Below are 13,908 nucleotides of genomic sequence, written 5' to 3'. Positions count from 1 at the left end.
AACCACCTATTGAAAGGTGGTTTCATTGTGTTGGCCGTTCTTATGTAAATTCTGCTTGCATCAAGCGTTTCAGATCAGTTGGTATTGGTGCCTCGACTACAATCTCTTGTTCGAGAAGCGGATGCAAAAAAGACAACTTGGAAGCATGCAGAGCCTGTCGGCGTAACAAACCTCTCGCTCCCCCGTACATCGTATCGCCAGCAAGCGGGTGTCCAAGATGGGCAAAGTGAACGCGAATCTGATGGGTACGCCCCGTCTCCAGCCAAACGCGTGCGAGCGTCATTCCCTCAGAGGTCTGTTGTACCTCGTAATGTGTGATGGCAGGATCGCCACTCTCCACGACACGGCGCTTCGTAGGATGACGCGCATCTCGGCCAATTGGCGCATCAATCGTTCCAGCTCCCTCTGACAGCACGCCACTGGCAACCGCAAGATACTCGCGTTGAATGCCTCCTTCGCGCAGTAGCCTATCAGCCAATTGATGACCATAGCTGCTTTTGGCTACGAGAATAGCTCCTGATGTATCTTTATCCAGCCGATGCACAGGATGTACACTCGTCTGCTCACCCCTTGCCGCCAGTACGGCAGCGAGTGCATGTACCAGTGTGTCGGTCTCCTGTTTAATCGGGTGCACCATCATGCCTGCCGGTTTGTTTGCAATCAAGAGATGATCGTCCTCGTACAAAATATCGATGGACGGCATTGGTGTAATCGGTCCCTCGGGCTTCGTATCATGTTGGGGCTGCCCAGGCGCTTGCTCTTGCCTCTCGATGACACGAACCGCGATTGTATCTCCTGCTTTTACTTGTCTTTGCAGGAAGGGCTGCTTGCGATTGAGTAAAATCCCCTTGCTTCTCGTCAGCCGCTGCATCATACGACCCGACACGTTGAGCTTTTGCCGGACGATTTGTTCTACGTTCATTCCCGTGTCCTGTTCACTGACGATGTATTCGATCCAATCTTTGCGGCTCACGTCTAATCCCTCTGTTCCATGCTTTTTTCTTATTGTAGCAAAAGGATGCCAGAGATGCTCGTCTGTAGTCGTCCCCTTACATTTGGCGGTGGGGGAAGCCCTGCCACATGTCTTCCAGTCGCCTGTATCCTCTCTTCGTTCGGGCGGTCTCCTTCCAGACATGTGACAGTGCTTACGGACAGCTTGTGTTTGCTTCTTGCTTTTAGAGCGTTTTGGTTGTGATACAAGGGAGGTTTAGAACTTTCATCAACATGAATCAACTTACAAGAAGTTAAACAACAGCCACGTAGAAGAAGCGCATTTCCAGTCCAAGCGCCTCTGGAGCCCAACCCAGCTCCGGAATAAATGGCGGGGGTTTTCAGCTTCACTTATGAAACCCTTCCTCGAAACTTCTACGTTTGAAGCGCTCCCGCCATTTATTCCGGAGCGGGCAGTCAATCCCCTTTGAGGGGCGTAGGCCGAAGCGTAGACTGGAAATGCGCTTCTTCCCTCATCGACAGCTACGTTAAAATGTGAAAAAACCACCACGCTAAGCATGATGGCCCTGTTAACTTACCCTTTTAAGTTTTCCGGATTGAGTCCTTGCAGCTCTGGCAAAACGAACAAACCGTCTTTGCGAATCAGCACATCATCAAACCAGATTTCTCCGCCGCCATACTCGGGACGTTGGATGTTTACCATATCCCAGTGGATTTGGCTGCGGTTGCCGTTATCTGCGTTGTCGTACGCACGTCCTGGTGTGAAGTGGAAGCTGCCCGCAATTTTTTCATCGAACAAGATATCATTCATTGGGTGCAGGATGTACGGATGCACACCAATTGCGAATTCCCCGATGTAGCGCGCTCCTTCGTCCGTATCGAAAATTTCGTTGAGTCTCTCGGTGTTGTTAGAAGTCGCCTCGACGATTTTTCCGTCTACAAACTTCAGGCACACATTTTCGAATTTCGTGCCCATGTAGCTTGTTGCTGCGTTGTACGTAATGGTTCCATTCACGGAGTTACGCACTGGGGCTGTAAAAATCTCGCCGTCTGGAATGTTGCGAAGCCCGGAGCAAATGATACTAGGGATGTCCTTGATTGAGAATTGAAGATCTGTTCCAGGTCCAACAAGACGCACTTTGTCCGTGCGATCCATCAATTGCTGCAAAGGCAAAAAGGCTTCGTGCATCTTTTTATAGTCAACGGAACATACGTCAAAATAAAAATCCTCAAAAGCAACGGTAGACATGTTGGCATTTTGCGCCAAAGCCGTGGTCGGGTAGTTGAGCAGTGTCCAACGTACATTGTTGGTCAGGTAGTCATTCAATTCTTGCATCACACTTTGGTGTGCACGACGACGCTCTACCGGGACATCGGCCATCTCACTGTCGTTGGACGGACCATTGATGACGATATATGTATCCAAATCTTTGTACATTGGCTCTTCCCATCTCGCCAAATGAGTCGCACGCTCTGCACTTGCACCGAGCATCAGCTCACGTTGGATAGACGGGTCAATAATCCGTACGAACGGATAAGCTCCCAAGTCATACGCCTGCTTAACCAATTCTTTTGCCAAAGCGTGACCCTCGCCACGAACTTCAATCAACAAGCTTTCTTTTTCCTTCAGGCGTACAGAATGGCTCAGCAAATTTGTAGCCAGCTTAACGATGCGTGCATCCAGCATGCGATATCCCCCACATTCCTAACATGATTGGTTATTGTTAAAAAATATTTTACCGAATGAAGGTACCTTTTTCAATTCTCGATGTTCTTGGTACTATTCAAAAAAAACCAAAAAATTATCTTGCATAAATTCGACTCTTTCGAGTATTCTAATCAACAAGAGTTTACCTATGTAAAAATTTTGAAAGACGGGAGTGCTGAGTTCATGGTGTTTTCTGTAGTTATCTTCGCTTAGGTGGGGCCTCTCTAAGGGGCACTGCCTCTTACAACCCTATCAAAAGCTAGAAGCTGCAGGATGCCTGAACCGCTTCCGTCTTTTTCCCGATATAAATTGCGGGCCATGTTCTTGGGTGAACAGTCGGTTTACTGTACCTAAAATTAAAGGTATATAACCGTCTCTCTTTTGTACACCATTGAACTGGTTATTTCCCGCCACCCTTGTATCGTTTGATAAAGCGCAAGTGGAAGAGCATTGTCTCTACCCCGTTTGCGCTTTTTTACGTGGAATTTTTCCAAGAAGAGAATCGCAGTCAAAGCACCTGCAGAAATAGAATGGAGGAATTCGTGTCATGATATGGCGTTCGTGGGATCTTAACTTGAAGGTACGTCTCTTTGGTGAATTGATTACGCACACCTTCTTTTGGATGTACTTTCCGTTTATGGCGATTTATTTTAGCGATACGTTTGGGAAGGATGTAGCGGGTCTTCTGTTGATGGTACCACCGCTGCTCGGGATGCTGTCCAACCTGTTTGGCGGATATTTGGCTGACCGGGTAGGTCGCAGGTTCACGATGCTGCTCTCGCTCTGTACATCGACCGTGATGTTCGCCCTGTTTGCTTTCTCCCCGTCCCCTTGGGTTGACTATATTGCCTTCATCGGGATCGGGATCGCTGGGGCTCTCTACTGGCCTGCCAGCTCCGCCATGGTGGCTGATTTGACCACAGAAGAAGATCGAAGAATTGTCTTTGCTACCTTTTACACAGCGATGAACATCGGGGTGGTTGCGGGTCCCGTATTGGGTTCTGTCTTTTTTGTTCATTACCGCCCGCAGCTGTTAATGTTCTGTACCATCGTTGAGTTGCTTTTTGCGATTGCCGTCTTTTTCCTGATCAAAGAAACGCTGCCTGAACACGTCCGTCAGGAGAAGGCAAAGGAGCGTTTTTCCCTGATTCAGCAATTCAAGAGTTACGCCATTATTTTCCGAGATAAAGCATTTGCCCTGTACATTGGCGCAGGGATTTTGATCGCTATTGGATTCATGCAGTTGGACATTTACATGGCGTTGTATGTCAAAGAGCATGTTATGCAGCAGCCCTTATTTTCGTGGGGCAATTGGACTTATTCTGTCGGCGGAACCAGCGCATTCGGCTGGCTCATGGCTTTAAATGGTTTTTTGGTGGTTCTGTTTACACTGCCGGTCACACGCTGGTTTGAAAACTGGAGCGATCGCAACAGCCTCGTCATCTCCTCCATCTTATTCGGTCTCGGCCTGTTCTTGATGGCCTTTACGACGAATATTTGGCTCCTGTTCGGCTGTATGGCGATTTTGACATTCGGCGAGCTGATGCGCACACCAGTCGCCCAGAGCTTCATCAGTAAATACTCGCCGGAGGATGCACGCGGTCAGTACATGGGAGCTTCTTCGCTCCAGTTCTCCATTGGTCGCTTCTTCGCTCCCCTGACGATCGGACTATCCCAATGGCTCGCTCCTGTTGGTGTATTCGGTGTCATCCTGGGCTTTACCTTAGTCAGTGCCTATCTGTATATCATTTTGTTCCGGATGATTGGTGCCAAAGAAGTTAGCAAGAGTAGCTAGAGTAGAACATGTCCGTTCTACCAAATCTCCTCCTCTCATATAAATGAGTCATAGATAGCTTGACCAGGAGGGGATCGTCATAAACCAGCCGAATGCCTTTGCTACATTTAAAGAACATCGAGGAATCGTCTACCGAACTTCTACCTATCTTCAATGGGGAGCGAATTCAGAGGGGCATCGTTCTCTTGGGAGCTGTCTCTTACTGAACCCTGGTAGTGCCAAGCTTTTTCGTGAAAGACCTGCTCCCGGTCATAGCGTCATAGGTCAAACCACACTCGATTCCACCATGCGACAATTGATCCGGCTCGTGGAGGCGATCTATGGAAAGCGGGCATTGGCAGGCAGATTCCATATGTACAATCTGTTTTCCGTACAAAATGCTGATGCCGTGAGTGCCATTTCTCATTTCGAGCAGCTCATTCACGAGAAAGAAACGACGCTTGCGGCTCAGCTCGTATCTACACAGGAACTGCAAAAGCATCCGTGGCTCCTGCTGGGGTGGGGGCTTTCACATCACCATTCCTGGCAGCATTTTTCTTCGCTCAAGAAACTGTGGAAACAACGGATCGCAGCAGCAGGGATACCGACTTTTGGCAAGCCCTGCCCCAAGGGAATCGATTACTACCATCCGAGTCCGCCTCTACATGCGACGAAAGAAATGATCCTGGAGGAACTGGTGGAGATCTATAGGAAAACGATTGGGCGAAAGTCTGCCCATCCGCTTTAGATAAAAAAAGAGTCTGTCTCCCCACAAAGCGGGAAACAGACTCTTTTCCATTCACTACGGCATCTCGCTGCCCTCGAAAAATTCCGTTCTGTCAAAACGACCGCGCATCCATTTGTACGTATCTTCATAGATGGCGCGCTTGACAGGGTCCGTGCTCTTGACAGACTCTAGCAATGTCTTGGAGCCGAAGTAGTAAGCGTGTACGTTGTTTTTATCCATCCCCAGCTTGTGGGTGGCCACTAACTGATTGTAGTAGGTCTGATAGAACTTCGGATCATTGTACATCTTCCAGTCGCCTTCGATCTCGATGTCCATGTCGTACTTGTTGACAACGTCCAGTACCCCTTGAATACGGTCAATTCCTACCGGCTTGTCGCTATAATAGCTTGGCTGCAGGAATGCCTTATCGAAATAAAGAGATTTCCACTCGGACACTCCCGGTGCACCGAAATACGGAATCCAATAATATCGCAACGCCTCGTCATGCACCATGCTACCCATGTCACGAATCAGCTGGCGTTCTTTCGGTGCACCATCCTCCACCAGCTCATGGAACCAATAGATTCCTTCCAGCTTCAGATACGCGTATCCTTCCTTGTTCCAGCGCTTCATGAGCTCCTGGAAGTACCATTCCAGTGCAGCTTTGCGGTTCTGATACGCTTGCTCTTCCCCAATTCCCGCAGGGCTGAAGGAAAGGGATGGTTTCTTTTCATCCAGCTGGCCAAAATTGGTCTGACTGGCATTCGGATATGGCAGAGCCAACACAACATTTTCCTGCGTCGGTGTTGAATACAGCGTTCCGCGCAGGCGATTGTATTCCCGCATAGCTTGGTTAAGAGCATCCAGCTGCTTATTCGAGCCGAACAAATCATTCATATACGTTGTCCAGCTTTCCTTCGTAGCAGGAATAGTCTGATACGGCAGGAACAAAATCGTGTCAAACATCTGGTCACGCATATAACCATCTACGGTGCGGTAACCAACCATCGGGAGGAAATCCTCTTTGGTCCATGTCCCGAGTTCGCCATGCTCTCCGGTATAAGCGAGCAGCATATTTTCCACACGACGTCCTGCTTGTTTGGCATCTTCCAGCTTTGCCGGGTTTGGTGGCGGCAACAAGACAGCGCCATTGTTCCACTCGCTATCCGTTTTTGCCCATATCTCCAGCTGGCGAGCGAACGTAAATACTTTCACCGGGAAAGATACCCGGACATAACGGGTGTTGACGTCCGGCAAGGTCACGCTCAATGTGCGTGTAACCAGCTTGTCCTCTTTGGCGGAAACATCGTGAACGGCTCTTCCCGCATACGACCACACTTTTCCGTCGCGAGATACCTCGACTTCCATGTATTCTGGCATCGTGATGCCCGAGGTCTTCTGTTGCTTAAACGTCAGCGCAACTCTCTCCAATGGCTTCGCCTCGTCGAGCTCAACGGTCACCTTGCGCCCAAACTGACGGTGGTATCCCGTCCAGTCTTCTGTAGGTGTAACAAGTCCGCCTACTGGACCCGGATATTGCTTCTCCAGCTCTTGGAAATACGAATCTGGCGCTCCAAAAGTAGTAACCGATGTATAACTGCCTGGTGCGATATTGACCAGTTCGTCCTTCTCTGCTGGCTCTTTCGCCTCTTCTTCTGGATCAGCAGGCTTCGTTGCATCCGTTTCTGTTGCTCCGGTGTCTGCGTCTGGCTTTTCTCCCTCTACTACCGTCTTGCTTTTATCGACTTTCGTTGCCGAGTCATTGGAGGAAGTCACCGGTTCAGTCTTTGGCGTGTCCTCTACCTTTTCGACAGCTGGCTTACCAGCGTCCTTGATCTCAACGGGAATCGTCGTCGTTTTGTAGCCGACTGTCACCGTGAGATTTCCTTTTCCTGCTGTAGGACCAGCAACAAAGGTTCCGTCAGCCGAAACGGCTCCCAGCTCGGGACGATCAAAAGCGAAAATAGGTGTAAAAGGCAGATCATCTCCGCCGATGCTGCTTACCTTCAAGCGTTGGCTCGTGCCAGCAGCCAAACTCAGCCGCTCTACATCTACCTTGTATTTCACCTGTTCTGCTTGCTGGTAGCGTGCATCCAAGACGCGCTCAGCGATCACAGCAGCCTCTGCACGCGTGACAGTACCTGTCGGATTAAACTTGCCGCCTGCACCTTGCATCCAGCGCTGATTCGTCACTTCTTCCACGGCCGTTTTGGCGTAATCGGCGAATTCTTCTTCATCGCTGTATGCAACAGGAGTCTGACCTGCCACTTTGGTTACAGCGCCTTCTTTCATCAAGCGAGACAGCATGACAGCCAGCTCTTGTCGTGTAAGCGGGTCTAGAGCACCCATCGTGTGCTCACTTCTACCGTTCATCACACCCAACTCAGAGAGTCCATATACGTATGGTGCATAAGGACTTTCCAGTGGTACATCTTCAAAAGCGGCATCGTCGATTTCTGTTGGTTGAAGACCGATTACTTTTGTCAAAAGCACCGCAATATCCTGTCTAGAAATCGTGTTTTGCGGGTTGAAGCGGTTTTCTCCCTGACCACTGATCATATGAAGGGATGCAAGTCTGGTTACGGCTTTACTGGCGTAGCTGTTGCCCAAATCCGTAAACTCCGTTTGCGCTTCTTCTTGTTTTTTGAACTGATCTTCCAGCTTCTTGGTCTGTTCTGCTGGTTTCTCGCTCTCCACCGCCGGTTTCTCTGGCTCTGTCGCAGCATGAGTCAACGGCGTGCTTTGGACCAGTAATGTCGTCGCTGCCAATAGCGCAGCCAGCATTCTGCTCCCGAATCTTTTCTTGCTCATTGCATTTTCTCCTCCAATTATGCCCCTTCTTTAGAGGTAGTTCAAAAAGTCATCTTTGAACAATACTCTTATGTCTACTCGGTCGGGGTAACCATTGGCCCGCGCGGCGGTCTAGGTCCGAAAAACTGATAGTAATCTACCTTGATATTTCCGTTGTAGAGCTTGCGCTTTTTGCTTGCTGTACGACCAAAATGCTCCTCAAACTGTTCATCGGACGTAATAACATAGAAAGACCACGTATCCATGGCAGCAAAGGTTTCCCCCATTTCGCCATACATCTTGGCAACCTGCTTCCATTCTCCCAAGCGCTCCCCATAAGGTGGGTTGCAAATTAAGTAGCCGTACTTGCGCTTGGTCCGCACATCCCTCACATCCATGCGCTGAAAATGAATCAGGTCATCTACACCGGCCTCAGTGGCGTTGTGGCGGGCAATTTTCAAGATCTCGTCATCCATATCTGTCCCGATAATCTCCAGCTTTTGATCATAACGAGCCAAATCATGGGTCTCTGCGCGCGCTTCACGCCAAGCTGTTTTCGGAATGATAGGCCACGCCTCGGAAACGAATTCCCGGTTCATCCCCGGAGCGATGTTTTGTCCGATCAGCGCCGCCTCAATCGGAAGTGTACCCGAACCACAGAATGGGTCCATGAATACCCGATCAGGCTTCCAGCGAGACAGCATAATCATCGCCGCAGCCATGGTTTCCTTCAGTGGCGCTTGTCCGATCAATTCCCGGTAGCCGCGCTTGTGCAGGCCCGGTCCTGACGTATCAATCGTCAGCGTCGCCACATCCTTGAGAAGTGCCACCTCGATCTTGTACAGCGGCCCTTGCTCATCGAACCACTCGCGCTTGTAGGTCTTTTTCAGACTTTCTACCACTGCTTTTTTCACGATCGCTTGGCAATCCGGCACACTGAACAAGGTAGATTTGACCGATTTCCCTTCCACTGGAAACGTCCCATCCTCTGTGATCCAATCGGCCCACGGCAGAGCTTTTGTCTGTTCAAACAGCTCGTCAAACGTAGTCGCTTTGAACTCCCCTATCTTAAGACGCACGCGGTCAGCAGTTCGTAACCACAAATTTGTGCGGGGAATCGCAGAAATATCTGCAGTGAACGTTACCTTGCCGTTTTCCACCTGTACCGGACCGTATCCGAGTGCCTTTACCTCTTCTGCTACTACTGATTCCAAACCAAAAGTCGCCGTAGCGATCAATTCTACTTTTTGCATATGTAATCTCCTGTCCGTCCGATATCCTTCGGGCAAATGCCCTGTCCTACTACCTTACATATTATATTACCCCATTTACGAATAGCGTTGGTAAACTTGTCTAAATTCAAAAGACCCATCACCGAAAAACAGTGACGGGGTACGGCATGTGGATCATCCATATGGGACATCCTACGAAAAACTTTACGTACGGGAGGGAGTCAGGGTGCCAGAATTACCTGAGATGGAGACCTATCGCCGACTGCTACAGGAAAAAATCGGTGGCGGAACAATTACTGCCACACATGTTCAGCGGGAAAAAACGATTAATCTACCACCTGCGGAATTTGCTCGTCTTTTGCAAGGCAATCGCCTGACACTTGTCGACCGACGTGGCAAGCATCTTCTCTTCCATCTGGAAAGTGGACATGTCCTGCTGCTTCATCTGATGCTCGGCGGCTTTCTATACCTGGGCTCTGCGGAAGACAAACTGAAGAGAACCGCCCAAGTGACTCTTGCCTTTGACGAGCGCATTTTATATTTTCACGGCCTCCGCTTAGGCTACCTACACTTGCTCACCAACGTTCAGATCGACGAGAGACTGGCTCCACTCGGTCCGGAGCCATTGGACCCGCTGTTTACCTTTCCCCGATTTACGGAGCTACTCGCTGACAAGCGCAGCGTCCTCAAAACAGCATTAGTCAATCAGCATTGGCTGGCGGGCATCGGCAACTGCTATGCGGACGAAATCTGCTTTCATGCCGCCATCCTGCCTACCCGGACGATCCCAACGCTTTCTTTCGAGGAACAAAAACGACTGTATCATTCCATGCAAACCGTGCTTACAGAAGCCATTCGATTCGGCGGTTACATGCAACCGCTCTTTTCCGGTGATTCCCTGACAGGTGGCTTCGATGAGCGCTGTCAGGTGTACGATCGAGGCGGAGAGCCTTGCCCGCGCTGTGGACAGCCTATCGAAAAGAGCGAGCTCTCCTCCCGCAAAGTATTCGCCTGCACGAACTGCCAGCATTGACAGGAGCGTATTCACTCCCTAGACGACAGGAGTCTTTGCGGCTTCCATCTGCTTGATCATAAACACCTGTTCCGTCTCGGAAGGACTGAATCCCGCCGCTTGCAGGATTTCGACAAGCAAGGTATCAGCCGCGCGCAAATTAAACGTAGAACGGCGGCAATCGTGTGCAAGCGGCCCATACACGTGCGCGAGTGCGGTTTTCAAAATGTCTTGGGCATCAGGATGCTCTGGCTGTGCAACACATTGACGCAGCACGATCCCACTCACTTTGCCTTCTTCGTTTATCGAGCACTTGTACATCGCATAGCCGACCGCCTGACCCTCTCTGTCTTCTATAAGCACGGCCTGCGCATCTCGCAAGTTCAGCCAGTAATTTTGCCATGGGACATCGGTCACGTAAAACGGCAGCATGGCGACTTCCGGAGCCAAAATGCGCCGAACCCGATAATCAGCCTGTACATTTGTCTGAAAGGCATTCTCTGCCAGCGGCCCACTCTGCTGCAAAAACAACAGACGATCCACAACGTCATAGCCTTTTTGCTCATACAAGGCAATCGCTTTGGTATTTTGGCTCAATGCCTCCAAGGTAGCTACTTCCACCCCAGCTTCCCGGTACAAATCCAATGTCGCCTCAATCAGTTGCTTCCCTACTCCTTGTCGACGATATTCCGTGGCGACACCCGTTCCACCATTCCACGCGACTTTTCGCCCTGCAATGGTTCTCATCCCGCTGGCCACTACGCCAATCGGCTCTGTGCCGTCAAAAGCAACCACAGACAGGGACAGCACATATCCCTCGCCCCCCAGTCGTTGGACAAGCATTTCTTCTGTCATCGTAAACTCGATAAAATAGCCTTCAAATCCTCTGTTCCACGCTTTGGTCACTTCTGCAAAGGTACAGTCGCTCATCCGTTTGATGGTAATCATGGTATCACCTTCCTGATATTTGATAAAATAATTTTAATCGATAAAATCAAAAAATTCAATCATCTCGGAACACCTTTCTCCAGCTTTGTCACCCACACGCCTGACATGGTAAAATTAAATAATCACTTACTCGGGAGGTTCCTATGCGCAAACAGCTTACGGTCGGTTCGCTCATTCCTGGACGATCTGACGTACAGATGTCGAGTCCAGCCCCCGTTCCCGTGCAGACGCATACATCATTGAAAAAAACAGAAATGAGTCTGGCTCACCCCCAATCAGAGCAGAAGCTCGTACAGGTGAAGCAACGCTCACAAACGATGCCAGTCCGGTACACTCCCTCTCAGACACTATTACAAGCTGCCCTCACGCAAGATCACCCCATCGCTTACAAATGCCAACAAGGGCATTGCGGCAAGTGCAGTGTACAGATCGTAGCTGGTGCATCATTACTTGACACCCCAACCGGACAGGAAAAAGCAAAGCTGGGAGAAAAACTCGCTACAGGCTATCGCCTCGCTTGTCAGAGCACATTTCGCTCTTCGATTCCTACATAGAGGGTATTTCTAATAGAAAAAGGTGGCCGTAGCATGAATCCTACACGCATCCTACTATTCGCTGGGGGCAATCTGGGCAACTGGGCGATCCAAGAGATTCGCGAAAATGATTGGCTCGTCGGCGTTGACAGAGGTGCCTTGTTCCTCATTCGCAACGGTCTTGTGCCAAGATTGTCGATTGGTGACTTTGATTCTGTCAGCACCGAGGAAATGGCAGAAATTGAACGCCACAGTATGCACGTCTCCTCCTGCGATCCCGTCATGAAAGATTTGACTGATACAGAGATGGCGCTTACTTGGGCAATCGAGCAACAGCCCGAGGAGATTGTGCTGCTTGGTGTGCTCGGCTCTCGTTTTGACCATATGCTGGCAAACGTACACTTGCTGAACAAAGCGTTGCAGACGGGCACCAACTGCCTCATCCTCGATGAAACCAATGAAATCCGTCTGATTGACCGCCATAGTACGATCGAGCAGAATCATTTTGATCATATCTCTCTGCTGCCTTTTACACCGGAAGTCACAGGGATCACCTTAACTGGATTCCTCTATCCGTTGAAGGACGCGACCCTGCGGATTGGCGACACGCTTGGCATCAGCAATCTGCTAACGGAACAGACTGGAACGATCACGATTCAAACGGGCAAGCTGCTCGTTGTCAAAAGCAAAGACTAATCGTTAGAAAAAGAAAGGATCTCCCTGCATGATGCAAAACAATGGAGATCCTTTTCCTTTTCCCTGCACAAATGCAGGCTACTCTTCCTCTACCTGCATCGGCAACTGCCAATCAATCTCTTGAAGCTCGCGCGAACGCAAAAACTCATTGGTCCGCGAAAAAGGACGACTGCCAAAAAAGCCGCGATTCGCCGAAAATGGGCTCGGATGCGGGGAGGCGATGACGAAATGCTTGTTTCGATCAATGAATGCCGCCTTCTCCTGCGCATGCTTTCCCCACAGGATGAAAACAAGGGGAGTCTCCCGGTCGTTCAACAAATGAATAATTCGATCCGTAAACGTCTCCCACCCAATGTCCTTGTGCGAATTCGGAGTGCCGCGACGAACCGTCAGAACGGTGTTCAGCATCATGACGCCTTGCTTCGCCCAATGGTTCAGGTAACCATGCTGGGGAATTTCAAAACCGACATCGCTTTTCAACTCTTTGTAAATGTTGACCAGAGACGGAGGCGGCTTGATTCCCGGCTTGACCGAAAAGCTCAATCCATGTGCTTGTCCCGGTCCGTGATACGGGTCCTGCCCCAAAATCACAACCTTTGCATTCTGATAGTCAGTCAGGTGCAGCGCTGTGAATATATGAAACATATCTGGGTAAATTGTCTGTGTCTGATACTCTTCCTTCAACGTCTGACGAAGCTTTACATAATAGGGCTTTTCGAATTCATCGGCCAATACGGGGGCCCAGTCATTTTGCAATATGGTAGTCATGTTCCTCACCTTGTCCGCTGTTTTTTTCTACCTTACCACAAACCTCCCCATCACTGAACCACTGATTCGAGAACTAGGACCATTCTGACTTGGTCCTATCTTTCCCATGTTTCCTAGTCTTTGTTTCCTAGTACCCTCGTTTGATAGCTTTTCTCCTATGATCTTTGACATAATGATTGCTGGGAAGATTTAGAGAAAAGAGAAAGGGAGAGGGTTTCACATCATGAAATGGGACATAAAGTCATTTTTGGGGGGCATTGTTGTAGGTTCGGTGCTCTTTTCCGGAATTGCCATTGCAGCACCCGCTTTTCCAGACGCGGAAGAAGGAATGAAAACACCGTTCACCTACTACTTTGACGGGATGCCGAAATCACCAAACAGCGACGTACAAGGCATCATGTACAAAAACTCCGTCTATGTACCAATCCGCTTCGTAGCAGAGAACCTGAACAAACCGGTCATTTACGATGCGAGAACCAAATCGATTTTCATCGGTAAAATTCCAACAGCAAAAATGTACTCCAAAATGGAAGCGATCGAGCTGGTGAAAAAGAAATTCGCTGGCAAACTCTCGCCGACACATGTAGTCGAGTACGCTCATGACGACGAAAAAGGTCACTATGTCATCCAAGTGTACCAAACGGTCGTGAACAACTTCCAATCTGGCGACAGCTACACCAGTACGTATGGCTGGTTCGTAGTGAACCCGAATACCGGGGAAATTAAGTCGTTATTATAATTTCTTCTGCACTTATTTATTCGTACGAAA

General features: G+C 49.6%; 12 protein-coding genes. 6 read left to right on the top strand and 6 right to left on the bottom strand.

Annotated features, from left to right (window positions below):
* Window positions 1-40 precede the first annotated feature (40 nt).
* Both HP398_RS18060 and HP398_RS18055 read right to left on the bottom strand, forming a co-directional pair.
* A complete protein-coding gene (locus HP398_RS18060) occupies window positions 41-973 on the bottom strand; it encodes an RluA family pseudouridine synthase (RefSeq protein ID WP_173623300.1) in 933 nt (310 codons plus the stop codon).
* 552 nt (window positions 974-1,525) lie between these two features.
* Window positions 1,526-2,638 (bottom strand): aminopeptidase, encoded by a 1,113-nt coding sequence (locus tag HP398_RS18055; protein WP_106834756.1) that lies wholly within the window; start codon window positions 2,636-2,638, stop codon window positions 1,526-1,528.
* A gap of 568 nt (window positions 2,639-3,206) precedes the next feature.
* On the opposite strand from HP398_RS18055, the gene HP398_RS18050 reads away from it, so the two are divergent.
* On the top strand, window positions 3,207-4,454 hold the full coding sequence (locus HP398_RS18050; RefSeq protein ID WP_173623299.1) for an MDR family MFS transporter: 1,248 nt from the start codon (window positions 3,207-3,209) through the stop codon (window positions 4,452-4,454).
* A 286-nt stretch (window positions 4,455-4,740) separates the two neighbouring features.
* On the top strand, window positions 4,741-5,181 hold the full coding sequence (locus HP398_RS18045) for a hypothetical protein (protein WP_254476195.1): 441 nt from the start codon (window positions 4,741-4,743) through the stop codon (window positions 5,179-5,181).
* Window positions 5,182-5,235: 54 nt separating this feature from the next.
* Here the strand turns inward: HP398_RS18045 and HP398_RS18040 are convergent, their stop codons facing one another.
* Complete coding sequence (locus HP398_RS18040; RefSeq protein WP_371736763.1) at window positions 5,236-7,719, bottom strand: DUF4855 domain-containing protein; 2,484 nt, start codon at window positions 7,717-7,719, stop codon at window positions 5,236-5,238.
* Between the two features lie 326 nt (window positions 7,720-8,045).
* A complete protein-coding gene (locus HP398_RS18035; RefSeq protein ID WP_173623297.1) occupies window positions 8,046-9,203 on the bottom strand; it encodes a THUMP domain-containing class I SAM-dependent RNA methyltransferase in 1,158 nt (385 codons plus the stop codon).
* Between the two features lie 205 nt (window positions 9,204-9,408).
* Between HP398_RS18035 and HP398_RS18030 the strand changes: the two genes are divergently transcribed.
* The gene (locus tag HP398_RS18030) at window positions 9,409-10,215 is read left to right on the top strand and encodes an Fpg/Nei family DNA glycosylase (protein ID WP_017252437.1); all 807 of its coding nucleotides are present in this window, start codon (window positions 9,409-9,411) and stop codon (window positions 10,213-10,215) included.
* A gap of 18 nt (window positions 10,216-10,233) precedes the next feature.
* Here the strand turns inward: HP398_RS18030 and HP398_RS18025 are convergent, their stop codons facing one another.
* The gene (locus tag HP398_RS18025) at window positions 10,234-11,142 is read right to left on the bottom strand and encodes a GNAT family N-acetyltransferase (RefSeq protein ID WP_106834751.1); all 909 of its coding nucleotides are present in this window, start codon (window positions 11,140-11,142) and stop codon (window positions 10,234-10,236) included.
* Window positions 11,143-11,285: 143 nt separating this feature from the next.
* Here HP398_RS18025 and HP398_RS18020 point away from each other — a divergent pair, with 143 nt between their 5' ends.
* Entirely contained in the window at window positions 11,286-11,696 is a 411-nt protein-coding gene (locus tag HP398_RS18020; RefSeq protein ID WP_173623296.1) for a 2Fe-2S iron-sulfur cluster binding domain-containing protein, read from the top strand.
* A 33-nt stretch (window positions 11,697-11,729) separates the two neighbouring features.
* Window positions 11,730-12,371, top strand: coding sequence for a thiamine diphosphokinase (locus tag HP398_RS18015; protein ID WP_017252440.1), 642 nt, complete (start codon window positions 11,730-11,732; stop codon window positions 12,369-12,371).
* A gap of 78 nt (window positions 12,372-12,449) precedes the next feature.
* Here the strand turns inward: HP398_RS18015 and HP398_RS18010 are convergent, their stop codons facing one another.
* Window positions 12,450-13,139, bottom strand: coding sequence for a uracil-DNA glycosylase (locus HP398_RS18010; RefSeq protein WP_069851122.1), 690 nt, complete (start codon window positions 13,137-13,139; stop codon window positions 12,450-12,452).
* A gap of 223 nt (window positions 13,140-13,362) precedes the next feature.
* On the opposite strand from HP398_RS18010, the gene HP398_RS18005 reads away from it, so the two are divergent.
* Window positions 13,363-13,878 carry a stalk domain-containing protein gene (locus HP398_RS18005; RefSeq protein WP_017252442.1) on the top strand — a complete coding sequence of 172 codons (516 nt, stop codon included), beginning with the start codon at window positions 13,363-13,365 and terminating at the stop codon, window positions 13,876-13,878.
* The last annotated feature ends 30 nt before the right edge of the window (window positions 13,879-13,908 follow it).

It is taken from the genome of Brevibacillus sp. HB1.4B (genome assembly GCF_013284285.1).
In the GTDB taxonomy this organism is placed as follows: Bacteria; Bacillota; Bacilli; order Brevibacillales; family Brevibacillaceae; genus Brevibacillus; species Brevibacillus porteri.
Note: the sequence above shows the minus strand (reverse complement) of the source record. Positions and strands in the feature narration are given on the sequence as shown.

Bases quoted from the DNA above. Each gene is read 5' to 3' on its own strand.
- HP398_RS18055 (WP_106834756.1), bottom strand. From the start codon at position 2,638: ATGCTGGATGCACGCATCGTTAAGCTGGCTACAAATTTGCTGAGCCAT.
- HP398_RS18050 (WP_173623299.1), top strand. From the start codon at position 3,207: ATGATATGGCGTTCGTGGGATCTTAACTTGAAGGTACGTCTCTTTGGT.
- HP398_RS18045 (WP_254476195.1), top strand. From the start codon at position 4,741: ATGCGACAATTGATCCGGCTCGTGGAGGCGATCTATGGAAAGCGGGCA.
- HP398_RS18040 (WP_371736763.1), bottom strand. From the start codon at position 7,719: ATGATCAGTGGTCAGGGAGAAAACCGCTTCAACCCGCAAAACACGATT.
- HP398_RS18035 (WP_173623297.1), bottom strand. From the start codon at position 9,203: ATGCAAAAAGTAGAATTGATCGCTACGGCGACTTTTGGTTTGGAATCA.
- HP398_RS18025 (WP_106834751.1), bottom strand. From the start codon at position 11,142: ATGATTACCATCAAACGGATGAGCGACTGTACCTTTGCAGAAGTGACC.
- HP398_RS18020 (WP_173623296.1), top strand. From the start codon at position 11,286: ATGCGCAAACAGCTTACGGTCGGTTCGCTCATTCCTGGACGATCTGAC.
- HP398_RS18015 (WP_017252440.1), top strand. From the start codon at position 11,730: ATGAATCCTACACGCATCCTACTATTCGCTGGGGGCAATCTGGGCAAC.
- HP398_RS18010 (WP_069851122.1), bottom strand. From the start codon at position 13,139: ATGACTACCATATTGCAAAATGACTGGGCCCCCGTATTGGCCGATGAA.
- HP398_RS18005 (WP_017252442.1), top strand. From the start codon at position 13,363: ATGAAATGGGACATAAAGTCATTTTTGGGGGGCATTGTTGTAGGTTCG.